The sequence below is a fragment of the Micromonospora sp. NPDC047521 genome (assembly GCF_055587305.1).
Genome location: NZ_JBVJGN010000001.1, coordinates 501,905 through 528,220 on the forward strand (window position 1 = coordinate 501,905; position 26,316 = coordinate 528,220).

At 72.5% G+C, this 26,316-nt stretch carries 25 protein-coding genes and 1 tRNA gene; 11 read left to right on the forward strand and 15 right to left on the reverse strand.

Going from position 1 to position 26,316, the window contains the following annotated elements; translation table 11 throughout:
* Position 1: 1 nt before the first annotated feature.
* Positions 2-493: a 5-(carboxyamino)imidazole ribonucleotide mutase gene (purE, locus tag ACZ6N8_RS02345; RefSeq protein ID WP_357980009.1), complete on the reverse strand. Its 492-nt coding sequence runs from the start codon at positions 491-493 to the stop codon at positions 2-4.
* Positions 494-525: 32 nt separating this feature from the next.
* Complete coding sequence (locus ACZ6N8_RS02350; protein ID WP_364367877.1) at positions 526-1,701, reverse strand: 5-(carboxyamino)imidazole ribonucleotide synthase; 1,176 nt, start codon at positions 1,699-1,701, stop codon at positions 526-528.
* Positions 1,702-1,917: 216 nt separating this feature from the next.
* Between ACZ6N8_RS02350 and ACZ6N8_RS02355 the strand changes: the two genes are divergently transcribed.
* Entirely contained in the window at positions 1,918-2,391 is a 474-nt protein-coding gene (locus tag ACZ6N8_RS02355) for a hypothetical protein (RefSeq protein WP_466006981.1), read from the forward strand.
* A gap of 7 nt (positions 2,392-2,398) precedes the next feature.
* Here the strand turns inward: ACZ6N8_RS02355 and ACZ6N8_RS02360 are convergent, their stop codons facing one another.
* The 4 genes from ACZ6N8_RS02360 to mca all read right to left on the reverse strand — a co-directional run bounded on the left by ACZ6N8_RS02360 (position 2,399) and on the right by mca (position 8,410).
* Positions 2,399-4,444, reverse strand: coding sequence for a thioredoxin domain-containing protein (locus ACZ6N8_RS02360; protein WP_466006982.1), 2,046 nt, complete (start codon positions 4,442-4,444; stop codon positions 2,399-2,401).
* Between the two features lie 40 nt (positions 4,445-4,484).
* Positions 4,485-7,007, reverse strand: coding sequence for a putative bifunctional diguanylate cyclase/phosphodiesterase (locus ACZ6N8_RS02365; RefSeq protein ID WP_466006983.1), 2,523 nt, complete (start codon positions 7,005-7,007; stop codon positions 4,485-4,487).
* Positions 7,008-7,186: 179 nt separating this feature from the next.
* The gene (locus tag ACZ6N8_RS02370; protein WP_387111900.1) at positions 7,187-7,480 is read right to left on the reverse strand and encodes a hypothetical protein; all 294 of its coding nucleotides are present in this window, start codon (positions 7,478-7,480) and stop codon (positions 7,187-7,189) included.
* Between the two features lie 48 nt (positions 7,481-7,528).
* Complete coding sequence (gene mca / locus ACZ6N8_RS02375) at positions 7,529-8,410, reverse strand: mycothiol conjugate amidase Mca (protein ID WP_364367892.1); 882 nt, start codon at positions 8,408-8,410, stop codon at positions 7,529-7,531.
* Between the two features lie 200 nt (positions 8,411-8,610).
* On the opposite strand from mca, the gene ACZ6N8_RS02380 reads away from it, so the two are divergent.
* Both ACZ6N8_RS02380 and greA read left to right on the forward strand, forming a co-directional pair.
* Positions 8,611-9,051, forward strand: coding sequence for a DUF4307 domain-containing protein (locus ACZ6N8_RS02380; protein ID WP_466007287.1), 441 nt, complete (start codon positions 8,611-8,613; stop codon positions 9,049-9,051).
* A 156-nt stretch (positions 9,052-9,207) separates the two neighbouring features.
* Positions 9,208-9,705: a transcription elongation factor GreA gene (gene greA / locus ACZ6N8_RS02385; RefSeq protein WP_139584162.1), complete on the forward strand. Its 498-nt coding sequence runs from the start codon at positions 9,208-9,210 to the stop codon at positions 9,703-9,705.
* 49 nt (positions 9,706-9,754) lie between these two features.
* On the opposite strand, the gene ilvA is transcribed toward greA, so the two are convergent.
* The 3 genes from ilvA to ACZ6N8_RS02400 form a co-directional block, all read right to left on the reverse strand.
* Complete coding sequence (gene ilvA, locus ACZ6N8_RS02390) at positions 9,755-10,975, reverse strand: threonine ammonia-lyase (protein ID WP_466006984.1); 1,221 nt, start codon at positions 10,973-10,975, stop codon at positions 9,755-9,757.
* A 65-nt stretch (positions 10,976-11,040) separates the two neighbouring features.
* Complete coding sequence (locus ACZ6N8_RS02395; RefSeq protein WP_466006985.1) at positions 11,041-12,450, reverse strand: amidase; 1,410 nt, start codon at positions 12,448-12,450, stop codon at positions 11,041-11,043.
* 12 nt (positions 12,451-12,462) lie between these two features.
* The gene (locus ACZ6N8_RS02400; protein ID WP_466006986.1) at positions 12,463-13,605 is read right to left on the reverse strand and encodes a cystathionine gamma-synthase; all 1,143 of its coding nucleotides are present in this window, start codon (positions 13,603-13,605) and stop codon (positions 12,463-12,465) included.
* A 67-nt stretch (positions 13,606-13,672) separates the two neighbouring features.
* Between ACZ6N8_RS02400 and ACZ6N8_RS02405 the strand changes: the two genes are divergently transcribed.
* The 4 genes from ACZ6N8_RS02405 to ACZ6N8_RS02420 all read left to right on the forward strand — a co-directional run bounded on the left by ACZ6N8_RS02405 (position 13,673) and on the right by ACZ6N8_RS02420 (position 16,640).
* A complete protein-coding gene (locus ACZ6N8_RS02405) occupies positions 13,673-14,095 on the forward strand; it encodes an HIT family protein (protein ID WP_387111885.1) in 423 nt (140 codons plus the stop codon).
* Positions 14,096-14,169: 74 nt separating this feature from the next.
* Positions 14,170-14,832, forward strand: a complete 663-nt coding sequence (msrA, locus tag ACZ6N8_RS02410; protein WP_466006987.1) for a peptide-methionine (S)-S-oxide reductase MsrA — start codon at positions 14,170-14,172, stop codon at positions 14,830-14,832.
* Between the two features lie 372 nt (positions 14,833-15,204).
* The gene (locus ACZ6N8_RS02415) at positions 15,205-16,134 is read left to right on the forward strand and encodes a ribonuclease Z (RefSeq protein WP_466006988.1); all 930 of its coding nucleotides are present in this window, start codon (positions 15,205-15,207) and stop codon (positions 16,132-16,134) included.
* Complete coding sequence (locus ACZ6N8_RS02420; protein WP_466006989.1) at positions 16,131-16,640, forward strand: GNAT family N-acetyltransferase; 510 nt, start codon at positions 16,131-16,133, stop codon at positions 16,638-16,640. Before ACZ6N8_RS02415 ends, ACZ6N8_RS02420 begins: the two co-directional genes overlap by 4 nt.
* Positions 16,641-16,857: 217 nt before the next feature.
* Here ACZ6N8_RS02420 and ACZ6N8_RS02425 read toward each other — a convergent pair whose 3' ends face one another.
* Together ACZ6N8_RS02425 and ACZ6N8_RS02430 are read right to left on the reverse strand one after the other, a co-directional pair.
* Positions 16,858-18,228, reverse strand: coding sequence for a cystathionine beta-synthase (locus tag ACZ6N8_RS02425; protein WP_466006990.1), 1,371 nt, complete (start codon positions 18,226-18,228; stop codon positions 16,858-16,860).
* Between the two features lie 72 nt (positions 18,229-18,300).
* Positions 18,301-18,657: a YkvA family protein gene (locus tag ACZ6N8_RS02430; RefSeq protein ID WP_139584153.1), complete on the reverse strand. Its 357-nt coding sequence runs from the start codon at positions 18,655-18,657 to the stop codon at positions 18,301-18,303.
* Positions 18,658-18,807: 150 nt separating this feature from the next.
* Between ACZ6N8_RS02430 and ACZ6N8_RS02435 the strand changes: the two genes are divergently transcribed.
* From ACZ6N8_RS02435 to ACZ6N8_RS02445, 3 genes are all read left to right on the forward strand, one after another.
* Positions 18,808-19,860: an SGNH/GDSL hydrolase family protein gene (locus ACZ6N8_RS02435; protein ID WP_466006991.1), complete on the forward strand. Its 1,053-nt coding sequence runs from the start codon at positions 18,808-18,810 to the stop codon at positions 19,858-19,860.
* Positions 19,857-20,669: an SGNH/GDSL hydrolase family protein gene (locus tag ACZ6N8_RS02440; protein ID WP_466006992.1), complete on the forward strand. Its 813-nt coding sequence runs from the start codon at positions 19,857-19,859 to the stop codon at positions 20,667-20,669. The genes ACZ6N8_RS02435 and ACZ6N8_RS02440 overlap by 4 nt, the downstream gene beginning before the upstream one ends.
* A 73-nt stretch (positions 20,670-20,742) precedes the next feature.
* Positions 20,743-22,005: an acetyl-CoA C-acetyltransferase gene (locus tag ACZ6N8_RS02445; protein ID WP_364367928.1), complete on the forward strand. Its 1,263-nt coding sequence runs from the start codon at positions 20,743-20,745 to the stop codon at positions 22,003-22,005.
* Between the two features lie 7 nt (positions 22,006-22,012).
* Here the strand turns inward: ACZ6N8_RS02445 and ACZ6N8_RS02450 are convergent, their stop codons facing one another.
* The 4 genes from ACZ6N8_RS02450 to ACZ6N8_RS02465 form a co-directional block, all read right to left on the reverse strand.
* Positions 22,013-22,333 (reverse strand): hypothetical protein, encoded by a 321-nt coding sequence (locus ACZ6N8_RS02450; RefSeq protein ID WP_466006993.1) that lies wholly within the window; start codon positions 22,331-22,333, stop codon positions 22,013-22,015.
* A gap of 46 nt (positions 22,334-22,379) precedes the next feature.
* Positions 22,380-23,138, reverse strand: coding sequence for a Bax inhibitor-1/YccA family protein (locus ACZ6N8_RS02455; RefSeq protein WP_466006994.1), 759 nt, complete (start codon positions 23,136-23,138; stop codon positions 22,380-22,382).
* 137 nt (positions 23,139-23,275) lie between these two features.
* A complete protein-coding gene (locus tag ACZ6N8_RS02460) occupies positions 23,276-24,091 on the reverse strand; it encodes a Bax inhibitor-1/YccA family protein (protein ID WP_364367937.1) in 816 nt (271 codons plus the stop codon).
* A gap of 106 nt (positions 24,092-24,197) precedes the next feature.
* Positions 24,198-24,281: transfer RNA gene (locus ACZ6N8_RS02465), tRNA-Leu, on the reverse strand.
* 101 nt (positions 24,282-24,382) lie between these two features.
* On the opposite strand from ACZ6N8_RS02465, the gene ACZ6N8_RS02470 reads away from it, so the two are divergent.
* The gene (locus ACZ6N8_RS02470) at positions 24,383-26,218 is read left to right on the forward strand and encodes a hypothetical protein (RefSeq protein WP_466006995.1); all 1,836 of its coding nucleotides are present in this window, start codon (positions 24,383-24,385) and stop codon (positions 26,216-26,218) included.
* The last annotated feature ends 98 nt before the right edge of the window (positions 26,219-26,316 follow it).

Below are 26,316 nucleotides of genomic sequence, written 5' to 3' on the forward strand. Positions count from 1 at the left end.
GTCAGGGCAGGGTGGCGTGGAGGGTTGCTTCCTTCTCCGCCACCAGCTTCTCCAGGTCCTGCTGGTAGGTCGCCATCCGGGCGCGCAGCGCCTCGTCGGACGCGCCGAGGATCCGTACGGCGAGCAGGCCTGCGTTGCGGGCGTTGCCGATCGACACAGTGGCCACCGGAACACCTGCCGGCATCTGCACGATGGACAGCAGCGAATCCATGCCGTCGAGGTGCTTCAGTGGCACCGGCACACCGATCACCGGCAGCGGCGTCACCGAGGCGACCATGCCGGGCAGGGCGGCGGCGCCACCCGCGCCAGCGATGATCACCTTGAGGCCCCGGTCGGCGGCGTCGCGACCGTACTCGATCATCGCCACCGGAGTCCGGTGCGCCGAGATCACCCGGACCTCGTACGACACCCCGAAGTCGTCGAGCACCTCGGCCGCCGCCCGCATGGTCGGCCAGTCCGAGTCGCTGCCCATGATCAACCCGACGGTGCTCACTGCGGTTCCTCCTTGGTTCGCTGCCGCCCGGGTCACTCGTGCCCCTCGCGCAGCCAGCGCGCGGCGCGCGCCGCCCGCGCCCGTACGTCGTCCAGGTCGTCGCCGAGCACCGTCACGTGCCCGATCTTGCGGCCGGGCCGCACCTGCTTGCCGTAGAGGTGCACCTTCGCGCCCGGCTCGGCGGCGAAGAGGTGGTGCAGCCGCTCGTCTATCGACATTCCGCCCGGCTCACCCCCGAGCACGTTCGCCATCACGACCACCGGGGCGGTGAGCGCGGTGTCGCCCATCGGGTAGTCCAGCACCGCCCGAAGGTGCTGCTCGAACTGGGAGGTCCGCGCGCCCTCGATGGTCCAGTGCCCCGAGTTGTGCGGACGCATGGCCAGTTCGTTCACCACGATCGCGGGGCGGCCGGCGGCGTCGCGTACCTCGAACAGCTCCACGGCGAGCAGTCCGACCACGCCGAGCGCGGTGGCCAGGTCGATGGCGAGCTGCTGGGCGGCTACCGCCAGGTCCTCGTCCAGGCCGGGGGCCGGGGCGAGCACCTCGACGTTGATGCCGTCCCGCTGGACCGTCTCCACGACCGGGTACGCGGCCACCTGACCGAACGGCGAACGCGCCACCTGCACGGCCAACTCCCGGCGCAGCGGCACCCGCTCCTCGACGATCAGCCGGGTGCCACCGGCGAGCAGCGTGGTCGCCAGCTCGGTGGCCTGGGCGGCGTCGTCGACCATCCAGACGCCCCGGCCGTCGTAGCCACCGCTGGCCGCCTTGAGCACCACAGGCCAGCCGACGCGCGTGCCGAAGTCGACGAGGTCGGCCGGGTCGCCGACCGGCATCCACGCGGGGTTCGGCGCGCCCAGCTCGGTCAGGCGTTCCCGCATGACCTGCTTGTCCTGGGCGTGCAGCAGCGCGTCCGCCGGCGGGTACAGGGACACGCCCTCGGCCGCGAGCGTGCGGATGTGCCCGTTGGGCACGTGCTCGTGGTCGAAGGTGACCACGTCGCAGCTCTTGGCGAAGGTGCGCAGCGCGGCGAGGTCGGTGTGGTCGCCGTACTGGACGTCGGCGGCGACCAGGGCCGCGCCGTCGTCAGGGGCCGCCGCGAGCACGCGCAGTGACTGGCCGAGGGCGATCGCGGCCTGGTGGGTCATCCGGGCCAACTGGCCGCCACCCACCATGCCGACAACTGGTAGTCCGGTGCGGGAATCCATAGCGCGGCCAGCCTATCCGGGCCATCGGCGTGGCCACCCCGGAGGGCCGGGACCCACCCGGTCGGCACGGAGCACCACCCCACACGGGCACGAAGCGCATACTTCGGGCGGTGGCGCAGAGTGCCGGCTGTCGCCAAAGCGACGGTGGCGGGCGCAACCCTGCGGCTCAACCGGACGTGTGACAGGCATCGACCATCCACGCTGGACCATGGGGGAATGATGAACCTGGCAGCTCTACGCGTCCTCGCGCCCGTCACCGTGCTGGCGGGGCTGACGGCCTGCACCACCGCGTCGCCCGATCCCGTGGCCGGAGCCGGCACCACGACGCCCGCACCCAGCGCCACGCCCTCCAGCGCGACGACATCCGGCGGCGCGTCGTCCACCCCCAGCGCGGCACCCAGCCCGTCGGCCAGCACCCGGGCCGCCTGCCCGGTGAGCGCCGCGACCCTGCACAAGGCAGCGGGGCTGGGCAGCACCCACCGGATCGACCCGGACCACATCAAGTGCGCACGCCGGTGGGCGACGGCAGGTGTGATCGCTGTCGATCCGGCCCAGCAGGGCGACGGCGTGATCGTTTTCGAGTACGCGGCCGGCAGGTGGAAGAAGATCGGCGAGGGCAGCGCCCTCGAATGCAGCTCGTTCGGCATCCCCAACGAGATCGGCGACCAGGTCGGCTGTCACGACCAGTAGCCGACGGTCAGCGGACCCCACCCAGCTCGGCGACCAGATCCTCCACCGAGGTGACCGGCCGCTGGCAGACGAAACCCCGGCAGACGTACGCGGCGGGCCGCCCGTCGACAAGCGGCCGGTCGGCGAGCAGCGGCACGCCGGGCTGGTCCGGCAGCCCGGCCACCACGACCGCGCCGGGCGGGGCGTGCCGGCGGGCAGCGGCCACCAACGGGTCGCCGGCCGGGTCGTCGGTCACCACGGCGATCTCGTACGGCCCGGACAGCACCGCCTCCCCGACCGTGGCGGCGTACCCGGTGAACCGGGCGTGCCGCCCGACGATCGGCGCGACTGTGGCGAGGGCCTCCTCGGCGGCTTCCCGGTAACGGGTCTCCCCGGTCAGTGCCGCGTACGCGACGAGCCCGGCGACCAACGCGGACCGGCCGGACGGGGTGGCGTTGTCGGTGGGGTCGGCCGGTCGGGCGACCAGCCGCTCCGCGTCGTCGGCCGTGTCGTAGTACGCGCCGCCGGACGCCGCGAAGTGCTCCAGCGCGGCGTCCAGCAACTGGCCGGCCAGGGTGAGCCAGCGGCCCTCGCCGGTGAGCTGGTGCAGCGAGCAGAACGCCTCGGCCACGCAGCCGTAGTCCTCCAGGACGCCGGCCGGATCGCCGACCCTGCCGTCGCGGGAGACGCGGCGCAGCCGGCCGTCCACCAGGTGAGCGGTGGCCAGGTGCTCGGCGGCGTCGCGCATCGCGCCGTCGGCGACGATGGTGACGCCCTCCATCAGGTTGACGTCGTCGTCCTCGGGCGACGCGTACAGCGCGGCGACCTGGAGGAACTCGACGATTGCGGTGATCGCCAGGCCGTTCCAGGCGGCCACCACCTTGTCGTCGCGGGCCGGCTGGGGGCGCTCGTCGCGGGCCGCGAGCAGCCGACCCACCACCTGCTGCCAGCGGGACCGGATCTCGGGTGCCGCGTCGTCCACGTCCCGGGCGAGGCGCAGCACGCTCATGCCGTGCTCGAAGGTTCCCTCGTCGGTGACGGCGAACAGGTCGGCGGCCCACCGGCCGTCCTCCTCGCCCAGCGCCTCGACGAGCTGGGTTGGCGTCCAGGCGTAGGTGAGGCCCTCGACGCCCTCGGTGTCGGCGTCCAGCGCGGACGCGAACCCCTCCCCCGGCCGGTGCAGCTCGTCGGCGAGGAACCGGGCGGTGTCCCGGGCGATCCGGCGGGCCAGACGGTCGCCGGTGAGCCGCCACAGCTGGGTGTAGACGCGCAGCAGCAGCGCGTTGTCATAGAGCATCTTCTCGAAGTGCGGCACCGTCCAGTGCGCGTCCACCGAGTACCTGGCGAAACCGCCGGCGAGCTGGTCGTAGATGCCGCCCCGGGCCATCGCCTCGGCGGTGTGCCGGACGATCTCCAGGCTGCGCGGGTCGGCGGTGCGCTGGTGGTGGCGCAGCAGGAACAGCAGGTTCATGTGCGGCGGGAACTTCGGGGCGCCCCCGAAGCCGCCGTTCGTGGCGTCGTACTCGTTGGCCAGCGTGGCGGCCGCGGCGTCGAGCAGCGGGGCGTCCAGCGGTGCGGTGGGGCCGGACACGGCCTGCGCGCCGCCGATCGCCTCGACCACGGCGGCGCCCTGGCGCAGCACCTCCTCGCGCTGGTCCTTCCAGGCGGTGGTGACCGACTGGAGCAGGCGGACGAAGTTGGCGCGCGGGAAGTAGGTGCCGCAGAAGAACGGGGTGCCGTCCGGGGTGGCGAAGACGGTCATCGGCCAGCCGCCCTGACCGGTCATCGCCTGGGTGGCGGTCATGTAGACCGCGTCCACGTCCGGGCGCTCCTCGCGGTCCACCTTGATCGACACGAAGTTGTCGTTCATCAGGGCGCCGACCTGCTCGTTCTCGAACGACTCGTGCGCCATCACGTGGCACCAGTGGCAGGCGGCGTAACCCACCGAGATGAGCACCGGGACGTCGCGCCTCTTCGCCTCGGCGAACGCCTCGTCGCACCACGGCCACCAGTCGACCGGGTTGTCGGCGTGCTGGAGCAGGTACGGACTTGTGGCGTCGGCGAGTCGGTTCACCCGACGACCATAACCACAGCCGCCCGGACGTGCCCGGTGGTCAGGAGGCGCCGTCGGCGCGGAGCCGGAACACGTTCGACTCGGCCGAGTCGCGAAGCGTCCCCAGCACCGCGCCGATCTTGTCCGCCGGCATCGGCTTGAAGAAGTGGTAGCCCTGCGCGGAGGTGCAGCCCAGCTCGGCCAGCGCCATCCGCTGCTCGGCGGTCTCCACCCCCTCGGCGACCACCCGCAGGCCCAGTTCGTGGGCGAGACCCACTGTGGTCCGGACGATCGCCGCGGCCTCCGGCGAGTCGGCCATCCGGATCACGAACGAGCGGTCCACCTTCAACTCGTCCACAGCGATCCGGGTGAGGAAGGTCAGCGAGGAGAAGCCGGTGCCGAAGTCGTCCACGGCGAGCTGCACACCCATCGACCGCAGGGTGGCAAGCACCTCGTCGATGACCTCCAGCTCGCTCATCACCACGGTCTCGGTGATCTCCAACACGAGCCGGTGCGGTGGCACCTGGTGCCGGCGCAACGCGTCGGCGATCTCCGCCGGCAGCCGGGGGTCGAGGAGGCTGCGCGCCGAGAGGTTCACCGAGATCGGTACGTCCAGCCCCTCCCGCGCCCAGCCGGCGGCCACACCGAGGGCCTTGTCCAGCACGTACCTGGTGAAGGTGCCGAGCTGCTCGCTGTTCTCCACCGGACGGATGAAGTCGGACGGGCCCAGCCAGCCCCGGCGGGGATGCTGCCAGCGGATCAGCGCCTCCACGCCGGTGGGCGCGCCGGTGGCCAGGTCGACGGCCGGCTGCAACGCCAGCACCAGCTGGTCGTCGACCTTCAGCGCCTCCCGCAGCTCGGCCAGCAGGGCGAGCTGGTCGGTGCTTGCCGCGTCCCGGCTGCCGTCGTACGCGGCGACGCTGCCCCCACCCTCCTTGGCCTGGTACATCGCGATGTCCGCCCGGCGCAGCAGCTCGGTCATGTCTGCGGTGCCGGCGTCGGCGACGACCACCCCGACGGACACCTCGATCGACATGCGCACCCCGGCCACCTCGGTCGGGGCGGCCAGCCGTTCGGCGATCTCCCGGGCCTGGCGCAGCGCGTGCGCCAGCGGCGCGGCCCGGTCGCCGAGCACCGGCACGGACGTGAGCAGCAGCGCGAACTCGTCACCGCCGAGCCGGCCGAGCAGGTCACCGGGCCGGGCCATCGAACTGAGCCGGTTCGCGGTCAGCCGCAGCAGCTGATCACCGGCGGCGTGCCCGAGGGTGTCGTTGACTTCCTTGAACTGGTTGATGTCCAGCAGCAGCAGCGCCACCGGGTGGTCGTGGGCGAGCTGCCGCAACGACTGGTCACCCTTGCCGAGCATGGCCGCCCGGTTGGCAAGCCCGGTGAGCGGGTCGTGCACCGCCTCGTACGACGACCGCGCGGTCACCAGCCGCAGCTCGCGGTGGGTCGCGGCGTCGTGCAGCGCGGCGGCCAGGGCGTCGCCGAACGCGGCGACGGCGTCGCGTTCCCGGTTGCTCGGCGGGGCGGATCGCGGGAACCGGACCCGCAGCCGGCCGACCGGCGCGGCGCCGACCGAGAGGGGACGGATCAGCTCGTGCTCGTCCGGCTCCGACAGGTCCGGTGGACCCACCTCCCGGTCGACCATCTGGCCGCCCGCGTCCCCCCGGTAGCGGCGCCACCGGCCGTCGGCCCGCGCCACGTCGACGTCCACCAGCTCGGCGTTGAACAGCGCCAGCGCGCCGGTGACAGCCGCGCTGGCCGCTCCCCGCTCGTCGAGCTGGTTGAGGGCCGCGGTGGCCTCGGCGAAGGCCCGCCACGTGCGGCGTTCCTGGTCGGCCCGCAGCCGGTACCGGTAGGTCTGCTGGAGCAGCCAGAGCAGCGGCGGCAGCAACAGCAGCCAGCGCGCGTCCAGCTCCAGCAGCGCGACCACCACCAGGCCCACCGCCACGTTGCCGACGAACATCAGCAGCTTGCCGCGCAGCGCCGCGAGCAGGGGCGGGCCGATTGGCAGACCGTGCCGCAGGCCCAGCGTCACCCCACCGAGCCAGGCCGTCACCAGCAGGTACGTCACCGAGCCGGCGATCACGGCCAGCGCCAGCATCGGGGTGGGCGCGGCGAGCAGCGGCTCCCCCAACGCGGTGGCCACGGACACGGCCAGCGCCGTGGCGGCCGCCAACGACGCCGCGATCCGGACGATCTCCAGTGCCGGGCGGCGGTCGTTGTGCAGCGAGAGCACCGTCCAGGACAGCCCGGCGCCGAGCAGGGTGGCCGACGGCAGCCAACCGGCGGGTGCCAGGTAGAGGCAGACGATCAACGCCGCCTCGCCCCAGGTGATGCTGACCATCCCGGCTGGTGAGCGGAACCGCAGCCGGGCGAACTGGGCGAGGGCGACGACGCCGACGACGATGCCGAAGCGGGCCGGACCACCGAGCGGGTCGTCCGACGGCAGGTTGGCCGGCAGGGTCAACCCCACGGTGGCGGCGACGACCGCGGTCAGCGTGACCGCTGCGGTGAGCACGAGAAGCCGGACCGGCGTGCCGCGTACCCCGAGCCGGTCGCCGACCGGGCCGGAGGTCATCGACCTCCCCCGTCAGGCGGCCCCGCGAGGGTACGACGGGCGGCCGGTGCTGTGACTGTCATCGGCGCCCCCTCCCGCGCACGGCTCGGGGACTTTTGGTCCCCCCGGCGGAAGGCTAAGCCAAACCGGGTGGTCGCAACAGGGGGCGACCACCCGGTTGGGCGTGAATCATGCGGGGACTACCCGTTCCGGTGCTGCTGGTGCCCGTTGGGAGCGGGCGTGGATGAATCACGGCCGCCGGTCCCGTCTGTCGGATCAGCGACTGCCGCGTCGGCCCTGGTCGGGTCGGTCGGCCGCCCCTGCTGGGGGAACCGGTCGGGCAGCCGGCGCAGCCGGGAGTTCATGTTGCGGATCAGCAGGATGGTCGCGGTGGCCAGCAGCAGGATGAGGAAGAGGCCCATCGGGCCGGCCAGCCCACCCGTGCGGGTGTCCCCGAAGTTGTTCTCCGCGAGCACCTGGGCAGCGGTCAGCATGGCGTTCCTCCGATGTGCGGTTGGTTACCAGGGTAGCGCCGCGGTTAATCAGCGCGCGTGCGCCGTCTCCCGCACACCTGCGAAGAGGTCGGACTCGGGCATCGGGCTGTCCACCATCGATCGGGCCAGCTCGAAGTCCTCGGTGGGCCAGGCTCCCTGCTGCAACTCCATCGGCACCTGGAACCAGAAGCCGTCCGGGTCGACCTGGGTGGCGTGGGCGCGCAGCGCGTCGTCGCGGACGGGGAAGTAGTCGGCGCACTCCACCCGGGTGGTGATCCGGGGGCCCTTGTCCGGGCGGTCCTCCCAGCGCTTGAGCCAGTCCTCGTACGGCGACTCCCGGCCCGCGGCGAGCATGCCCTCGTGCAAGGCCATGATCTTGGCCTTGGAGAAGCCGATGTCGTAGTAGAGCTTCAGCGGCTGCCACGGGGCACCCAGCTCCGGGTAGCGCTCCGGGTCGCCGGCGGCCTCGAAGGCGGCCACGCTGACCTTGTGGCACATGATGTGGTCGGGGTGCGGGTAGCCACCCTCCTCGTCGTACGTGGTGACCACGTGCGGACGGAACTCGCGCATCAGCCGCACCAGCGGCCCGGCGGCCACCTCGACGTCCTGGAGGGCGAAGCAACCCTCGGGCAGCGGCGGCAGCGGGTCGCCCTCGGGCAGCCCCGAGTCGACGAAGCCGAGCCAGGCCTGGTCGACGCCGAGGATCGCCCGCGCGGCGTCCATCTCGGCGCGCCGGATGTCGGCGATGTTGGCCCACACGTCGGGCCTGTCGAGCTTGGGGTTGAGCACGCTGCCGCGCTCACCGCCGGTGCACGTCACGACCAGGACGTCCACCCCTTCGGCGACGTACTTCGCCATGGTCGCCGCACCCTTGCTCGACTCGTCGTCCGGGTGCGCGTGGACGGCCATGAGACGCAGTTGCTCTGCCAACTTCGGCGCTCCTCGTCTGTGCCGGACGGTGGACCCGACCGGACTCGACCGGCTTGACCTGCCGGGGATCCTCCACACCCCGCCGCCGGCCGCACCGCGCGGGGCCCGACCTGCCGTTCCTGCCGCTGGGCCGGGCTGGGAGGATGGACTCTGTCATTCTTGCCGATGCCGCCGACAACAACGCCAGGAGATACCCGCCGGTGACCGAGACGCACGCCACAATTTCACCGGGCGCGCCGGTTTTTCCCGCTGGGCGCTACGGCCGCCGCCGCGAACCGGGCGGCAGGGCCCGCCGTACGCTGCTGGCCGCGCTGGCCCTCCTGCTGCTGGCGGCGTCGCTGACGCTGATCTCGGTACGCCTCTACAAGCAGTACGGCGACCCGGTGTACGACGCGCAGGTGATCACGTACACCGACATCACCGACAGCCAGGTGCGTGTCGACTTCCGGGTGACCGTGCCGTCGGGCGGCTCGGCGGTGTGTGTGCTGCGCGCCCGCGACCGCGCCGGTGCCGAGGTGGCCCGCGAGGAGGTCACAGTGAGCGCGGCCCCGGGCGACAGGCACGTCACCACCAGGCACCGCCTCGCCACCACCGCACGGCCGTTCATCGGCGAGGTACTGCGCTGCCGACCCCCGGCCTGAGCTGGGGAGACGTCGCTCTCGCGGCGCGGCGGAGGCCGCTCACCCGGGGTGCTGCACACGGGCACCGCCGGTGATGGCCGACACGCTGTGTCGTACCGCACTGGTAACTTGGTAGTTCACCTGTCAGCCAGCCACGCACAACTGAGGAGACCGCCTGTGTCCACTGGCAACGAGGCGCCCGCCACCTGGCTGTCCCAGGACGCGTACGACCGCCTCCAGGCCGAGCTCGACGAGCACATCGCCAACCGCCCCGCGATCGCAGCCGAGATCAACGCGCGGCGCGAGGAGGGCGACCTGCGGGAGAACGGCGGCTACCACGCCGCCCGTGAGGAGCAGGGCAAGGCCGAGGGCCGCATCCGCTACCTCCAGGAGCTGCTGCGCACCGCGAAGGTCGGCGAGGCCCCGACGGCGGACGCGGTGTCGCCAGGCATGGTCGTGACGATCTACTTCGACGACGACACCGACGACACCGAGACGTTCCTGCTCGGCTCCCGGGAGATCGCGGCCACCACCGACCTGACCGTCTACAGCCCCGAGTCCGCGCTCGGCAAGGCGATCCTGGGCGGTCGGCCGGGGCAGACCTGCACCTACACGGCGCCCAGCGGCGCCGACATCAAGGTGACAGTGGTCAGCTTCGAGCCGTTCTCCGGCTGACGCCGGCGCTCGCTGAGACACCGCTTCCGAGGCGTGACACCTACAGGTGTCACGCCTCGGCTGCGAAGACCACCTGGTAACCGCTGGCCCGCAGCGCGCTGATCAGCGTGTCCGAGTGCTCGACACCCCGCGTCTCCACCGACAGCGCCACCTCCACCTCGCCGAGGCCCAGGTGCGGGTTGGCGCGCTGGTGCTCCACGTCCACCACGTTGGCCCGGTGCTCGGCGATCTGGCTGAGCAGCGAGGCCAGTTGCCCCGGCCGGTCCGAGCAGCGCACCGTCACCCGCAGGTAGCGGCCCGCGGCGGCCAGGCCGTGCTCGATCACCCGCATCATCAGCAGCGGGTCGATGTTCCCGCCGGAGAGCACCGCGACCACAGGTGTCTCCACCTCCACGACACCGGCCAGCAGCGCGGCCACGCCGACCGCGCCGGCCGGCTCGACGACCTGCTTGCCCCGCTCCAACAGGCACAGCAGCGCCCGGGAAATGTCCTCCTCGGTGACGGTGACGATCTCGTCGACCAGCTCGCGGACGTGGTGGAAGGTGATCTCGCCGGGCCGGCCCACCGCGATGCCGTCCGCGATCGTCGCGAAGGCGGGCAGCCGGACGGGCTGCCCGGCCACCAGAGAGGGCGGGAAGGCCGCCGCACCTGCCGCCTGGACGCCGACGATCCGGATGTCCGGCCGCAGCGCCTTGGCCGCCACGGCCATGCCCGAGATCAGGCCGCCGCCACCCACACCTGTGATGATGGTCTGCACGTCCGGGCACTGTTCGAGGATCTCCAGCGCCACAGTCCCCTGCCCGGCGATCACGTCCCGATGGTCGAACGGGTGGATCAGCACCGCGCCGGTCCGCTCGGCGTACGTCTGGGCGGCGACGAGCGCCTCGTCGACGGTGTTGCCTGCCAACTCGACCTGCGCCCCGTACCCCTTCGTGGCGGCGACCTTCGGCAGCGGCGCGTTGACCGGCATGAAGACAGTCGCGTGCGTACCGACCAGGCCGGCCGCGAGAGCCACGCCCTGCGCGTGGTTGCCGGCGCTCGCCGCGACGACACCGCGTTCCCGCTCGTCCGCGGACAACCGGGAGATCCGTACGTACGCGCCGCGCACCTTGTACGAGCCGGCCCGCTGCACGTTCTCGCACTTGAGCCACGTCGGCCCGCCCAGTTGCGCGCTCAACGGCCGGGACGGCTCCAGCGGGGTGGTCCGGATGACGCCGTCGAGCAGTTTCCGCGCAGCCCGCACGTCGTCGAGGCCGACCAGTTCCGTCATGCCCCGATCGTGCCACCCGCCCCCGGCGCCGCCGTCGGCGACACCGGGGGCGACCGGCTCGACGATCAAGCGGTGGCCGGCGACCCCGTGCCGACCCGGGGGTAACCGGGGGCGTGGCGCGACCACGGAGCGGCCATCTCGAACTGACCGGCCACGCCGAGCAGCAGCAGCTCCGAGCCGGGCGGACCGACCAGTTGCACGGCCACCGGCAGGCCGTCCGGGCGGCGGCCCACCGGCACGACGATCGCGGGCAGGCCTGCGATGTTCCACGGCGCCGCGTACGGGGCGTACCTGATGTTGGCCGTCATGTTGGCCCGCCAGGACCGGTCGGACCAGCGCGCGGCCTCCGGCGGCGCGGTGGCCAGCGCCGGGGTGAGCAGCAGGTCGACCGAGTGGTCGGTGAAGAAGTCGACGGACCGCTCCCGCCACGCCGCCCGGTCGGCCTCCCGGACGTACCCGCGGCGCTGCGCCCACTCGCCCAGCGCGACGTGTCGACGGGTACGCCTCTGCAGGCCGCGTCGGTCCAGGCCGCTGGCCCGTACGTCGGCGGCGGCGGCGGCGAGCCAGGTGGCGATGCCCTGGAGGCCAAGCGCGGTGGGGTAGACGGGGTCGGCAGGCACGGTGTCGTGCCCGGCGGCGGCGAGCAGCCGGCCGGCGGCGGCGACCGCGTCGCGGTTCGGCGCGTCCGGCGACACTCCCCGCACCGGGGAGCGCAGCGAGACGCCCACCCGCAGCCGCTGCGGGGGGACCAGCTTCTCCGGCCGCCGTCCGGCGAGCACCGAGAAGCCGACCGCCGCGTCGGCGACGGTGCTGGTCAGCATCCCGTGCTCGGTGAGACCGAACCAGTCGTCCGCGCCGAGCTGGCAGGGCACCACGCCCCGGCCCGGCTTGAGCCCGACCAGGCCGCAGCAGGCGGCGGGGATCCGGATCGAACCGAGCCCGTCGTTGCCGTGCGCGATCGGCACCAGGCCGGCCGCCACCGCGGCGGCCGCGCCGCCGGAGGAACCGCCGGGGGTACGGGAGCTGTCCCACGGATTGCGCGTCACCGCGCTGCCGTCGTCGGTGAGCGCCCACAGGCCCAGCTCCGGCATCCGGGTCACGCCCAGGATCACCGCACCGGCGCCGCGTAGCCGGCGGACCACCTCGTGGTCGGCCTCCGCGACGTCGGTACGCGCGGCGGCCGACCCGTTCCAGGTGGGCAGCCCCGCGACCGGGGTGTTCTCCTTGACCGCCACCGGCACCCCGGCGAGGGGCAGGTTGGCCAGGTCTTCCTGCTCGTCGACCTTCTCCGCCTCGGTGATCGCCTCGCCGCCGCGAACGACGCGGAACGCGGTCAGTTCGCGGTCGGCCGAGGCGATGTGCTCAAGGTGGTCGGCGACGACCTGGGTGGCCGAGACGTCGCCCCGGCGCACCCCCCGGGCGATCTGCTTGGCGGTCGCTCCGACCCAGGTCGCCATGATGTCCTGCACGGCCATCCTCCCCAGCGGTCAGCCCAGTGCCTGCTCCAGATCGGCGAGCAGGTCGTCGACCGTCTCGATGCCGACAGACAGTCGCACGAGATCGCCGGGAACTTCAAGCGGCGAGCCGGCAGCACTTGCGTGTGTCATCCGGCCCGGGTGCTCGATCAGGGATTCCACGCCGCCGAGCGACTCGGCGAGCACGAAGAGCTTGGTGCGGTTGCAGATCTCCACGGCGTGGTCCTCGCCGCCGGAGGCGCGGAACGAGATCATGCCGCCGAAGCGGCGCATCTGCTTCGCGGCGACCTCGTGGCCGGGGTGCGAGGGCAGCCCGGGATAGATCACCTCGGACACCTTGGCGTGCCCGTCGAGGTACGCGGTGAGGCGTTCGGCGTTGTCGCAGTGCCTGTCCATCCGTACCCCGAGGGTCTTGATGCCGCGCAGGGTGAGCCAGGCGTCGAACGGGCCGTTGATCGCGCCCATCGCGTTCTGGTGGTAGCGCAGCTCCTCGCCGAGCGCGGCGTCGGCGACGACGAGCGCGCCGCCCACCACGTCGGAGTGCCCGCCGATGTACTTCGTGGTCGAGTGCACCACGACGTCGGCGCCGAAGGCGATCGGCTGCTGAAGGTACGGCGAGGCGAAGGTGTTGTCGACGACCAGCAGCGCACCCGCGTCGTGCGCCACGGCGGCCAGGGCGGCGATGTCCGCGATGCCGAGCAGCGGGTTGGTGGGCGTCTCCACCCAGACGATCTTGGTGCGGCCGGGCTGCACGGCGGCCCGGATCGCGGCCGGGTCGGAGACCTTGGCCGGGGTGAACTCCAGCCCCCAGCGCTGGGCGACACGGGCGAAGAGCCGGTACGTGCCGCCGTACGCGTCGTCCGGGATGATCACGTGGTCGCCGGGTTGGCAGACGGCCCGCAACAGGGTGTCCTCGGCGGCCAGGCCGCTGGCGAAGGCGAGACCGACAGGCCCACCCTCCAGCGCCGCGAGGCACTCCTGGAGGGCGTCGCGGGTCGGGTTGCCGGAGCGGCTGTACTCGTAGCCGAGCCGGGGCGCGCCGACGGCGTCCTGGGCGTACGTGCTGGTCTGATAGATCGGTGGAATCACCGCGCCGGTGCGGGCCTCAGGGTCCTGACCGGCGTGGATGGCGAGCGTCTCGAAGCCGTGACTCATTCTGGTGAGGCTAGTGCCCCGCCCGGCGGGGCGTGGCGGAGCCGGGTGGTCGGCATAGCCTGGGCCGATGAGCGGGTGTGTGTTCTGCGAGATCGTGGCGGGTGCGGTGCCGGCGTTCCGGGTCGCCGACGAGCCGGACGGGGTGGCCTTCCTGGACACGCGGCCGGTGTTCAAGGGGCACGTGCTGGTCGTGCCACGGGTGCATCTGGTGACCCTGGCCGAGCTGCCGGCCGAGCTGCTGCCCGGCTACTTCGCGCTGGTCCGGCGGCTGGCCGTGGCGGTGGAGACCGGTCTGGGCGCCGGTGGGACGTTCGTGGCGATGAACAACAAGGTGTCCCAGTCGGTGCCGCACCTGCACACCCACGTGGTGCCGCGGACGAAGGGTGACGGGCTGCGCGGCTTCTTCTGGCCGCGCACCCGATACGACGACGACGCCGAGGCCCGGGCCCACGCCGACCGGATCGCCGCCGCCCTGCCGGCAGGGGCCTGAGTCACACCCACGCGGGTAAGGAAGCCGTACCCACCGGTGTTACACGCTGGGAGAGGTACGAGAGGAGTCCCACCGTGTTCCTGCGCCGTATGAACGCCGAGATGGTCTCGCCCGACCAGGCCCTGCCGGGCCGCCCGATCGCCATGCCTGTCGCCGACCGGCACGAGGTCCTGGGCACCCCGCTCAAGGGGCCCTTCCCTGAGGGCCTTCAGGTGGCCGTGTTCGGGATGGGCTGTTTCTGGGGCGCCGAGCGGCTGTTCTGGACGCTGCCCGGCGTGTACACCACCTCCGCCGGCTACGCCGGTGGCATCACGAAGAACCCGACCTACGAGGAGACGTGTTCCGGTCGGACCGGGCACGCCGAGGTCGTCCAGGTGGTTTACGACCCGAGCAAGATCACGTACGAGGACCTGCTGAAGGTCTTCTGGGAGAACCACGACCCGACCCAGGGCATGCGCCAGGGCAACGACGTGGGCACCCAGTACCGGTCGGCGATCTACACGACGACCGACGAGCAGCGGGCCATCGCGGAGTCGTCCCGGGACGCGTTCCAGCCGATCGTGACGCGCGCCGGCAAGGGTGAGATCACCACCGAGATCGCCCCGCTCGGCAGCTACTACTTCGCCGAGGACTACCACCAGCAGTACCTCGCCCAGACCAAGAACCCGAACGGGTACTGCAACCACGGCCCGAACGGGCTGAGCTGCCCGGTCGGCGTGGCCCGTACCGCCGGCTGACCGCCGTACGCCCGCACGACCTCGAATGCCCGGCCACCGAGAGGGTGGCCGGGCATTCCCGTTCGGCCCTGTGATCGAAATCCGTTGCCGAGCCCGCCGGGAACTCGATAGCGTGGCGGTACACGTGAAAGGAGGTGGTCCAGACTTGTATAGCAATCGGACTCGTGAGGTGGCTGTCCGCTAGCCGCTGTCCTCGACAGTGAACGGTTCGCCGACAGGCGGGCAATCAGCACCATCGTCGAGACCGTGTGGCAGCGGTGCGGCGAATTCCAGGCAGCCACCCGACCCCCGGGGCGCCGGCCCAGTCCAGCCGGCCCGCGCGACAGCGCGGAGCGCCCCGGGGGTCGCTTCATATCCGGAAGAGGCCCGTCGATGTCGATGCGCGAGTTGGTGGTGCTGGGGACGGCCAGCCAGGCGCCGACGCGGCTGCGCAACCACAACGGGTACGTGCTGCGCTGGGACGACGAGGTGATCCTCTTCGACCCGGGCGAGGGCAGCCAGCGGCAGCTCCTGCACACCACTGTCACCGCCACCGACCTGACCCGGATCTGTGTCACGCACTTCCACGGCGACCACTGCCTGGGGCTGCCGGGCACCATCCAGCGGCTCTCCCTGGACCGGGTGGCGCACCCGGTGGCCGTGCACTTCCCGGCCGGCGGCGCCGAGTACTTCGCCCGCCTGCGGCACGCCACCTCCTTCTACGAGACGGCCGAGCTGGCGGTGACCCCGATCGAGGCCGACGGGCAGCGGATCGCGCTGAGCTGCGGCTTTCTGGAGGCACGCCGGCTGCGGCACCCCATCGAGACGTACGGCTACCGGCTGGTCGAGCCGGACGGGCACCGGATGCTGCCGGAGAAGCTTGCCGCGTACGGCATCGCGGGGCCGGCCGTCGGCGAGCTGATCCGCGTCGGGCACCTCGACCTCGACGGGCGCCGCGTGACCCGGGACGAGGTGAGCGTGCCCCGGCCGGGGCAGCGGTTCGCCTTCGTGATGGACACCGGCCTCTGCGACGGCGTGTACGCCCTCGCCGAGCACGCCGACCTGCTGGTCATCGAGTCGACGTTCCTGGAGTCGGAGGCCGCGTTGGCCGCCGAGGTCGGGCACCTGACCGCGGCGCAGGCCGCCCGGGTGGCTACCGAGTCCGGGGTACGCCGGCTGGTGCTCACCCACTTCTCCCAGCGGTACCCCGACCCGCGCCGGTTCCACGACGAGGCGCGGGCCCACTTCGACGGTGAGCTGATCATCGCCGAGGACCTGACGACGGTGCAGGTGCCGCCGCGCCGGGTACCCTCGGTCGGATGACCATCACCCTCCGTCCCGCGACAGGTGACGACCTGATGGGGGTGGGTGCCCTGCACCAGCGTTCCCGGGTCGCCGCGTACTCCTCGTTCCTGCCGGCCGCGGCGCTTGCCGACCCGACGCCGGAGGCGATGGGTCGGTACTGGGTCGAGCGGTGGCAGTGGGAGCGGGACACCCACCGGATGACAGTGGCCGAGCGGGCCGGGAGGTTGGTCGGGTTCAGCCACCTGGGCCCGGACGACGAGGACGACCCGGCGACCGGGCTGCTCAACGCGATCCACCTCGACCCGGCCGAGCAGGGCCGCGGCGTCGGCCGCACCCTGATGGTGGACGCGCTGGACGCCATGCGCGCGCGGGGCTGGAGGCGTGCCGTGCTCTGGGTGCTCCGGGAGAACGCCCACGCCCGCGCCTTCTACGAGCGCGGCGGCTGGACCCCTACCGGAGCGGAGCGTGACGAGCACATCGGCACCGCCCTCACGCCCCAACTGCGCTACGCACGCCCCCTCTGAGCAATGGCCGGCAACAGCCCGACCACCCTCAGCGCAGCCCGGCAACAGCCCAGCCGGCCACCCCACCCACCTCACGCACGGCCTTTGCTCTGCTTCAGCGGAGGCAACAGTGACCGGGCATTTCTGTTGCGTGGGTTGAAGCAGAGCAAAGGCCGTGCGGGGTGTGCTGTGCCTCCGCAGCGGCAGCCTGCGGAGGCACTTCGCGGAGGCGTAGCAGCTAGTGGGCGCCGAGGTGGGACAGGAGGTCCTGGCGGGTCAGGACGCCCTTGGGCTTGCCGTCGACTAGGACCAGCGCCGCGTCGGACTTCTCCAGCAGGCCGACCGCCTCGCTGACCGGCTGACCCCCGCCGATCATCGGCAGCGGGTCGCCCATGTGCCGCTCGATGGTGTCGTGCAGGTGGGCCTGACCGGTGAACAGCGCGTCGAGCAGATCCCGCTCGGCGATCGAGCCGGCGACCTCACCGGTCACCACGGGCGGCTCGGCCTTGAGGACCGGCAGCTGCGAGACGCCGTACTCGCGCATGTAGTCGATCGCGTCGCGGACCGTCTCGGTCGGGTGCACGTGCACCAGCTCGGGGAGCCCGCCCGGCTTGCTGGCCAGCGCGTCGGCCACCGTCGGCTCCGCGCCGGAGTTGTCGAGGAAGCCGTACCGGGCCATCCACGAGTCGTTGAAGATCTTCGACAGGTAGCCCCGGCCGCCGTCCGGCAGCAGTACCACGATCACGTCGTCCGGACCGGCCTTGCGGGCCACCTCCAGCGCGGCGACCACTGCCATCCCGCAGGAGCCGCCGACCAGCAGCCCCTCCTCCCGGGCCAGCCGCCTGGTCATCTCGAAAGACGCCTTGTCCGACACCTCGACGATCTCGTCGGCCACGCCCCTGTCGTACGTCTCCGGCCAGAAGTCCTCGCCGACGCCCTCCACCAGGTACGGCCGGCCGGTGCCGCCGGAGTACACCGAACCCTCCGGGTCGGCCCCGATGACCTTCACCCGGCCCTCGGACGCCTCCTTCAGGTACCGGCCGATGCCGGAGATCGTGCCGCCGGTGCCGACACCTGTCACGAAGTGGGTGAGCCCGCCCTCGGTCTGCTTCCACAGCTCCGGACCGGTGGTCTCGTAGTGCGAACGCGGGTTGGCCGGGTTGCTGTACTGGTTGGGCTTCCAGGCGCCGGGGATCTCCCGGGTCAGCCGGTCGGAGACGTTGTAGTACGAGCGCGGGTCCTCCGGTGCGACAGCTGTCGGGCAGACCACCACCTCGGCGCCGTACGCCCGCAGCACGTCCTGCTTGTCCTGGCTGACCTTGTCGGGGCAGACGAAGACGCACCGGTAGCCCTTGAGCTGGGCCACCAGGGCCAACCCCACTCCGGTGTTGCCGCTGGTCGGCTCGACGATGGTGCCACCCGGCTTCAGCAGGCCGGCGGCCTCGGCGTCCTCGACCATCCGCAGCGCGATCCGGTCCTTCACCGAGCCGCCCGGGTTCACGTACTCCACCTTGGCGAGCACTGTGGCCTGGATGCCCTCGGTGACGTTACGCAGACGTACCAGCGGGGTGTTGCCGATCATGTCGACGACGTTGTCGTAGTACTGCACGGTGTGCCCTTCGTTGCGGCGCCGGCGACGGCGGCCGGGCAGACGTTTCCTCGCCGCCCAGCGTACGTGCCGTCAGGGCACCAGGCCCCCGGGGATGACCGAGCTGCGTCGGGCCTCCCACTCCAGGAAACGGTCGGTCTCGGCGAGCACGCTGCCGGCCAACCAGGTGATCATGACGGCGTCGTCGGCCAGCCCGAAGATCGCCAGCGGGATCTCCGGCAGCAGGTCGATGGGCGAGACGATGTACGCCGTCGCCGCCGTCATCAGGGCCAACCGGAGGCCACCGTCGTACTCGCCCCTGGTGGTGGCCCTGATCATCCTGGGCAGCGCCGCCAACCGGGTGCCCAGCGACGGGCCACCGCGCGCCCCGGCGGCCAGTGCCCGGGCCAGTGCCGTGAACGCCGCGCTGCGCTTGAGTGTCTTCCCCATCGTCGCGCTCCTCTCCGCCGGATCAGCGTGGCGGGTCGGCGCAAGTCGGCCGGCCACCCCCGTACTGGTACCCCGTCGCGTCGCTTTCCAGGCACCCGGGTGCCGTCACGACGACAGCGGCGTGTCGGGCCGGCGCGATAATGTCGCTGTATGGGGGTGGCTGGTTTCGTCGTACCCGTAGGTCCGCGCTGGCGACAAGCCCGGCGGGTCGCCCGCCTGGCGGCCATCTGGACGGGCGCCACCGCGGCGGCCGCGATGGCGACCGGCGGGGTGCTGCTCGGCCAGGCCCGGCAGGCCCGGCGCACCATCCCGATGGCCGAGGCGCCGCCGCCGCGCTGCGACGGGGTGTACGGCGCGAAGTTCCCCGGCCCCGCGCTCACCATGGTCGTGCTCGGCGACTCGTCGGCGGCCGGCTACGGGGGGCACCGCCGCCGGGAGACGCCTGGCGCGCTGCTCGCCACAGGCCTCTCGCGTCGGCTGCACCGACCTGTGCAACTGCACCGCTTCGCGGTGGTAGGTGCCATCTCGTCGGCGCTGCGCCACCAGGTGGAGGCGGCGCTGGAGCACCAGCCGGACATCGCGGTGATCCTCATCGGCGGCAACGACATCACCAACCGCACGCCTCGCGGGCTGGCCGTGCGTTACCTGGTCGAGGCGGTGCGCACCCTGCGCGACGCGGGGTGCGAGGTGGTCGTCGGCACCTGCCCCGACCTGGGCGCGATCCGGCCGATCCAGCCGCCGCTGCGCTGGCTGGCACACCGCTGGAGCCGCCAGCTCGCCGCCGCCCAGACGGTGGCGGTGGTCGAGGCGGGCGGCTGGACGGTCTCCCTCGGTGACCTGCTCGGTCCCCGGTTCGCCGCCGAGCCGGCCCGGATGTTCGCCTGGGACCGGTTCCATCCCTCCGCCGAGGGGTACGCGATGGCCGCCGCCGCCCTCCTGCCGACCATGCTCTCGGCACTCGGCACGGGGCCGGAACGACGGGCTACACAGGCGCGCGGCGAGGGCGTACGGTCGCTGCCTGAGGCCGCGCAGGAGGCGGCCCGGCACGCCGGCACCGAGGTCAGCGGCACCCAGGTCCGGGGCCACGACCGAGGACCGGCCGGTCGGTGGGCGCAGTTGCGCCGCCGGGCGTTCTTCGGTGTCGGCGCGGTGCCGCAGCGCGGCTCCGCCCCGGACACCTCGACAGTGGAGGGACTCGCATGAACGAGCGCAGCGGGCGGGACGTGACCGCCGGCCTCCCCGGCCGAGTGGGGCGGGCGGCGGCACTCTCGCTGCTCGCCGGCACGGTGGGCGGCGCCGCCGTCCTGGCCGGTGAGGCGTTCGTCGCCCGTCACCGGCGGTACGCCCAGCCGGAGCTGGGGCTGGCGTTGCGCGCCACGATCGGCCGGGCCGGTGCGCCGCCGCTGCGGCTGGTGCTGCTCGGCGACTCGTCGGCCCTGGGTGTGGGCGTGGACCGCCTGGAGGACACCATCGGGGGTCAGCTGGCTCACCTACTCGCCGAGGGTCCGGCCGGCCGACGGGTGCACCTGTCCAGCGTAGGAGTCTCCGGTTCCCGCTCGACGGATCTGGCCACCCAGGTGGCCCGTGCCCTGCTCGGCGAGCGGCCCGACGTCGCGTTGATCCTGATCGGCGCGAACGACGCCACAGCGATGCGCCGCCCCGCCGACGCGGCGGCGTACCTGGGTTCGGCGGTGCACCGGCTGCGCGAGGCGCGGGTCGAGGTGGTGGTGGGCACGTGCCCCGACCTCGGCGCGGTACGCGCCATCGCCCCACCGCTGCGTCAGGTCATCGGCTGGTCCGGCCGGCGGATGGCACGCGCGCAGACCACTGCCGTGCTGGACGCCGGCGGCAGCGTGGTCGACCTGGCCACCGAGACCGGGCCGGTGTTCCGGGCCGACGCGGGGACGCTCTGCCACGACGGTTTCCACCCCTCGGCTGACGGCTACCGGGTGTGGGCACACGCGCTGCTGCCCGCCATCGCGGCGGCGGCCGCGGTCGCCTCCCGGCGTTAGGCCCGGGACGGGGTGACATTTCCCGCCGCGCTCGCTTCTTCCCGCCATGTTACCGACCGGTTAACGTTGGTCCATGCCGATTGAGTCGTCCCGCGACGCCGTCATCGTCGCCACCGCCCGCTCCCCCATCGGCCGGGCGCACAAGGGGTCCCTGCGCGACGTCCGCTCCGACGACCTCGCCGCGACAATCGTCCAGGCCGCACTGGACAAGATCCCCCAGCTCGACCCGACCACCATCGACGACATCTACCTCGGGTGTGGCCTGCCCGGCGGTGAGCAGGGCTTCAACATGGCCCGCGTGGTGGCCACCCTGCTCGGGCTCGACACCGTGCCCGGCGCCACGCTGACCCGCTACTGCGCGTCCTCGTTGCAGACCACCCGGATGGCCCTGCACGCGATCCGCGCCGGCGAGGGGGACGTCTTCGTCTCCGCAGGTGTGGAGATGGTCTCCCGGTACGCGCGGGGCAGCTCCGACGGTCTGCCGCCGGAGGCGCAGGCCCTGGTCGGCGGCGGCTGGGAGAACCCGCGCTTCGCCGAGGCCGCCGAGCGCTCGAAGCGTCGCGCGCAGGGCGGCGCCGAGGTGTGGACCGACCCGCGCGAGGCCGGCGAACTGCCGGACATCTACCTGACCATGGGGCAGACCGCCGAGAACCTGGCCCAGGTGTACGACGTGACCCGCGCCGACATGGACGAGTTCGGCGTCCGCAGCCAGAACCTCGCCGAGAAGGCCATCGCCGACGGTTTCTGGGCCCGGGAGATCACCCCGGTCACCACGCCGGACGGCACTGTGGTGAGCACCGACGACGGCCCGCGCGCCGGCGTCACCCTGGACGCGGTCGCCGGGCTGAAGCCGGTGTTCCGCCCGGACGGCCGGATCACCGCCGGCAACTGCTGCCCGCTGAACGACGGTGCCGCCGCAGTGGTCGTGATGAGCGCCCAGCGGGCCGAGGAGCTGGGGCTGACCCCGCTGGCCCGGATCGTCTCGACGGGCGTCACCGCCCTGTCGCCGGAGATCATGGGCCTCGGGCCGGTCGAGGCGTCCCGGCAGGCGCTGAAGCGGGCCGGCATGACCATCGACGACGTCGACCTCGTGGAGATCAACGAGGCGTTCGCGGCCCAGGTCATCCCCTCCTACCGCCAGTTGGGCATCCCGGAGGAGAAGCTGAACGTGATGGGCGGCGCGATCGCCGTCGGCCACCCGTTCGGCATGACCGGCGCCCGGATCACCGGCACGCTGCTCAACGCGTTGGAGTGGCACGACAAGACCATCGGCCTGGAGACCATGTGCGTCGGCGGCGGGCAGGGCATGGCCATGGTGCTGGAGCGGCTGAGCTGAGCTGTTCTCAGAGCGCGCCGCGGGTCGCCGTCACCTCGGCGGCGGCCCGCGCCAGTACCTCGTCGCGGGGCCGGGCGGCCAGCAGGTCGGCCGTCACCACCCGTAGCTGGTCGGGCAGGGCCAGGTCGTTGTCGAGCCGCGGCACCACCCGGCGCGGCTGACCCTCGGCGTCGGCGGCCAGGTTGGCGACCTCCTGCACCAGCCGGTGCACCAGGTCGGCGCGGGGCACGTTGCCTGTGGTCGCGGTCGCCGCCCAGCGTGGCTGCTCCCAGTGCCCGACCTGGCCGACCAGCAGGCGTACGGTCTGATCCAACTCCGTTGCGCTCATCGGCGCCGAGTCTACGGCCGGCACTCGTCACACCGGGCCGGCCCGCTCAGCGACGCAGGTAGCTGATCAGCCGCAGCAACTGCCAGTACAGGAACACCAGCCCGGTGAGCAGCCCGAAAGCGCTCAGCCACGCGTACCGGCGGGGTCGGCCGTCGCGCACCGAGCGCTCGACGAGGTCGAAGTCGAGGATGAAGCTGAACGCCCCGGCGATGATCGCCACCACGGAGAAGGCGTACGGCAGCCAGCCGACCTGCCCGCTGGCGCTGTAGACCTCCAGCCCCGGCCGTCCCGAGATCAGATACGACACCAGGTTGACGACGCTGAGCACGGCGATACCGAGCAGTGTCCCGATCACCAGACGGGCCAGCCGGGGCGTCGCCCGGATGATCCGGGCACGGTAGAGCGCCGCCATGCCGATGAAGACACCGAAGGTGCCGGCCACCGCCTGCACCACGATGCCCGGATAGACCTGCTCGAAGGTCCGGCTGGCCACCCCCAGCAGCAGCCCCTGGAGAAGGGCGTAGCCGACGATCGGCACCGGGTTGGTGATCCGGCGCAGGGAGATGACGAGGACCAGCGCGATCGACGCCAGGGCGCTGCCGGCGAGCGCGGCACCCAGCCACACCGCGTCGGGGATCACCACCCAGGACACCGCGGCGGCCACCCCTGTGACGAGCAGCAACCCGACGGTACGGACCACCACGTCGTCGACGGTCATCGGCTCGACGTCGCGGGAGCCGAGCACCCGGGACTCCAACCGGCCGGTCTCGTCCAGCCGGTTGAGCACCGGGTTGTTGCTGCGCACCGCCGCCTCCTTCGCCCGCGTACCCCTCGCAGTCACTCTGCCCCGGGCGGACCGGCGGCGGCGGGCAAACGGCGCGGACGACGGCGCCCGCCCCCACCAGAGGCGGGAGCGGGCGCCGGTCGACAGTGCGGACGAGGTCAGTCGTCGCCCTGGAAGTAGCTCAGCAGGCGCAGGATCTCGATGTAGAGCCAGACCAGGCTGACCAGGATGCCGAACGCGGCCACCCAGGAGTAGCGCTGCGGCAGGCCCATCCGGACGCCGTCCTCGATCTCCTTGAAGCTGAGCACGAAGCTCAGCGACGCGACCACGATGCAGACCAGGCTGAAGCCGATGGCCAGCGGGCTGCCGTCGCGCAGGCCCGTGTTGACGCCGAACAGCGCCAGCACCAGGTTGATCATCATGACGGCGAAGAGACCGACCATCGCCGCGATCATGCCCTTGACGAAGGCCGGGGTGGCCCGGATGACCTTCGCCTTGTAGAGCATCGCCATCAGGAAGAAGATGCCGAAGCTCGCCACGGCGGCCTGGAGCACGATGCCGTCGTAGAGCGTCTCGAACGCCTTGCTGACCATGCCGACGAAAACACCCTCGACGACCGCGTACGCGATGACGAGCGCCGGGTTGGCCATCCGGGAGAACGAAATGATCAAGCCGAGGACCAGGCCGACCACCGCCGCGCCGATCCAGGCGGTGCTGACCAGCGCGTCGGGCACGAGCACCCAGGCCGCCGCGGCGGTGATGCCGAGGATGCCGAGCAGAGCGACCGTCTTGACGACCACGTCGTCGACAGTCATGGGTGCGACGGTCGGCGGAGCGGCCGGGTAACCGGCCTGGGAGGGGTACTGCTGGGGAATGCCGGGCTGTCCGTACGGCCCGGCCGGGGCGTACCCGGCGGAGCGCTCCCGCTCGGCCGCCTGGCCGAGCCGGGCGAGCACCGGGTTCGAGGTCTTCACTGTCTGGCCTCCCTCAGGGGGTCGTTTGCACGTGAACGTGCCCTCCAAGAGTAAACGGCGCAGCCAAGTCCCGGTGATCACGAATGAGGATGCGTATCGAGTCGACTGGTGCCCGGGGCGGGGGTCGAACCCGCACGCCTTGCGGCAGCCGCTTTTAAGGCGGCCGTGTCTGCCGTTCCACCACCCGGGCGGGTGGCACCGGCGCGTCGACACGCGCGGTGCAATGTCACCGTAGCGGGTCTGCGGCGACCCGACGTACCCCGACGGGTTTGCCACATTAGGGTCGATGCCGTGAGCAGCGCAGCCCCCACGGCCCCCGACGCCGCGCCTGAGCAGGCCCTGCGCCTCGCCGATCAGGCCAACCGCCGGCCATTGGCCGTCCGGCTGGTGGCTGCCGTCCGCCGCCGTCGGGCGGACCTGCCGGTCGTCCTTCTGTTCGTGGTGCTGGCCGGCTGGCTCACCCACGGGCTGTGGCCCGACCCGGGCGGGCGCACGCTCGCGCTCAACCCAGAGGACCAGGCCCTGTACGAGTGGTTCCTGGCCATCGACGCGCGAGCGCTGCTCGGCGACTTCAGCCTGCTCACCGACCGGCTCAACGCACCGGACGGGGTCAACCTGATGGCCAACACGACTGTCATCGCGCTGGGCGTCGTCTGCACGCCGGTCACCCTCCTGTTCGGCGCCCCGGTCACCTTCGCCCTGCTGGCCGCCGCCAACCTGGCGGGCACCGCGCTCGCCTGGTATCTGCTCTTCCACCGGACCCTGCGTGCCCGCCGGCTCGCCGCCGCGCTCGGCGGCGGGCTGTGCGGATTCGGCCCCGGGATGGTGTCGCAGACCAACAGTCACCTGCACATGACCGCCCAGTGGCTGGTGCCGGTGATCGTCTGGCTGGTGGTCCGGCTGCTGCGGGCGTCCGACCCGGGGGCGACGACGCTCGCCGGGCCGGACCGGCGGCGGGTCCTCACCTCCGCGGCCGGACTGGCCGCCGCGGTCACCGTGCAGGTCTTCGTGGGCGAGGAGGTGCTGTTCCTCGCCGCCATCACACTCTTCGTGATGGCGGTCAGCTACGCGGTGACGGACCGGGACCTGGCACGGCGGGCGTTGCCCAACTTCGCCGCCGGACTGGCGGTCGCCGCCGGACTGGCGCTGCTCGTGCTCGGCTATCCGCTGTGGTTCCAGTTCGCCGGGCCGCAGGGCGTCGCCGACGGCATGTTCAGCCCCGCGTACTTCTCCGCCGACCTGAGCAGCTGGTGGACGGTCTCCCCACTGTCGGTGCTCGGCAGCGACGAGTCCGCGCGGCTCACCACCGGCCCGGCCGAGTACAACACCTTCCTCGGGTGGCCACTGCTGCTGGCGGCCGTGGCCTGCGCCTGCTGGGCGGGGCGACGGCGACTGGTGCTGGCCTGCGTCGCCGGTGGACTCGTCATGGCGGCCCTGTCGCTCGGCCCGGAGGTGGTGCTCGGCGGCACCCGTACCGCGCTGCCCGGCCCGTACGCCCTGCTCGCCGGGCTGCCGGTGGTGGACGGCGCGCTGCCCATGCGGTTCGGCCTGGCGCTCCTGCCGATCGTCGCGACGCTGCTCGTCCTCGCGGTCGACCGGGCGTTGGGCAGCACCGGTCGGGTCCGACGGTTCGTGCCGCTGGCAGTGGTCGCGGCACTGCTGCCGATCTTCCCGACGCCGCTGCCGACCGCCGAGCGGCCCGCCGTTCCGGAGTTCATCACCGGCGGGGGGTGGCGGCAGTGCGTGAAACCGGGCGGGGTGCTGGTCCCGGTGCCGCTGCCCACGCCGAAGGACCCGTGGCCGATGCGCTGGGCGGCCGCCGCCGACGCCGGTTTCGGGATGCCCGAGGGGTTCTTCATCGGCCCGTACGGGCGGGGCGGCACCGCCGCGATGGGCACCTTCAAGCAGCCCACCTCTGCTCTGCTGGCGGACGTCGCACGGCGTGGGGACCAGCCGGCCATCGGCGACGAGCAGCGCCGACAGGCCGCGCGGGACGCCGACTTCTGGGGCGCGTCCTGCGTGGCGTTGGCCGACGACGCCCCGCACGCGGAGAGTCTGAAGGCGACCCTGGAGCAGCTCTACGGCCCGTCCACCCGGATCGCCGACGCCTGGACCTGGCGAGTCTGACCGGAACCCCACCCAAACTCCGCCGATCTTGCACTTTCTGCCGCGACAAACCCCTACTGAAGGGGCATAACGGCGAACGAAAGTGCAAGATCGGCGCG

Excerpts from the sequence above, each read along its gene's own strand:
- ACZ6N8_RS02350 (WP_364367877.1), bottom strand. The coding sequence starts at position 1,701 with ATGGATTCCCGCACCGGACTACCAGTTGTCGGCATGGTGGGTGGCGGC.
- ACZ6N8_RS02355 (WP_466006981.1), top strand. The coding sequence starts at position 1,918 with ATGATGAACCTGGCAGCTCTACGCGTCCTCGCGCCCGTCACCGTGCTG.
- ACZ6N8_RS02365 (WP_466006983.1), bottom strand. The coding sequence starts at position 7,007 with ATGACCTCCGGCCCGGTCGGCGACCGGCTCGGGGTACGCGGCACGCCG.
- ACZ6N8_RS02370 (WP_387111900.1), bottom strand. The coding sequence starts at position 7,480 with ATGCTGACCGCTGCCCAGGTGCTCGCGGAGAACAACTTCGGGGACACC.
- ilvA (WP_466006984.1), bottom strand. The coding sequence starts at position 10,975 with ATGACGGAACTGGTCGGCCTCGACGACGTGCGGGCTGCGCGGAAACTG.
- ACZ6N8_RS02395 (WP_466006985.1), bottom strand. The coding sequence starts at position 12,450 with ATGGCCGTGCAGGACATCATGGCGACCTGGGTCGGAGCGACCGCCAAG.
- ACZ6N8_RS02400 (WP_466006986.1), bottom strand. The coding sequence starts at position 13,605 with ATGAGTCACGGCTTCGAGACGCTCGCCATCCACGCCGGTCAGGACCCT.
- ACZ6N8_RS02405 (WP_387111885.1), top strand. The coding sequence starts at position 13,673 with ATGAGCGGGTGTGTGTTCTGCGAGATCGTGGCGGGTGCGGTGCCGGCG.
- ACZ6N8_RS02415 (WP_466006988.1), top strand. The coding sequence starts at position 15,205 with ATGTCGATGCGCGAGTTGGTGGTGCTGGGGACGGCCAGCCAGGCGCCG.
- ACZ6N8_RS02420 (WP_466006989.1), top strand. The coding sequence starts at position 16,131 with ATGACCATCACCCTCCGTCCCGCGACAGGTGACGACCTGATGGGGGTG.
- ACZ6N8_RS02430 (WP_139584153.1), bottom strand. The coding sequence starts at position 18,657 with ATGGGGAAGACACTCAAGCGCAGCGCGGCGTTCACGGCACTGGCCCGG.
- ACZ6N8_RS02435 (WP_466006991.1), top strand. The coding sequence starts at position 18,808 with ATGGGGGTGGCTGGTTTCGTCGTACCCGTAGGTCCGCGCTGGCGACAA.
- ACZ6N8_RS02440 (WP_466006992.1), top strand. The coding sequence starts at position 19,857 with ATGAACGAGCGCAGCGGGCGGGACGTGACCGCCGGCCTCCCCGGCCGA.
- ACZ6N8_RS02445 (WP_364367928.1), top strand. The coding sequence starts at position 20,743 with ATGCCGATTGAGTCGTCCCGCGACGCCGTCATCGTCGCCACCGCCCGC.
- ACZ6N8_RS02450 (WP_466006993.1), bottom strand. The coding sequence starts at position 22,333 with ATGAGCGCAACGGAGTTGGATCAGACCGTACGCCTGCTGGTCGGCCAG.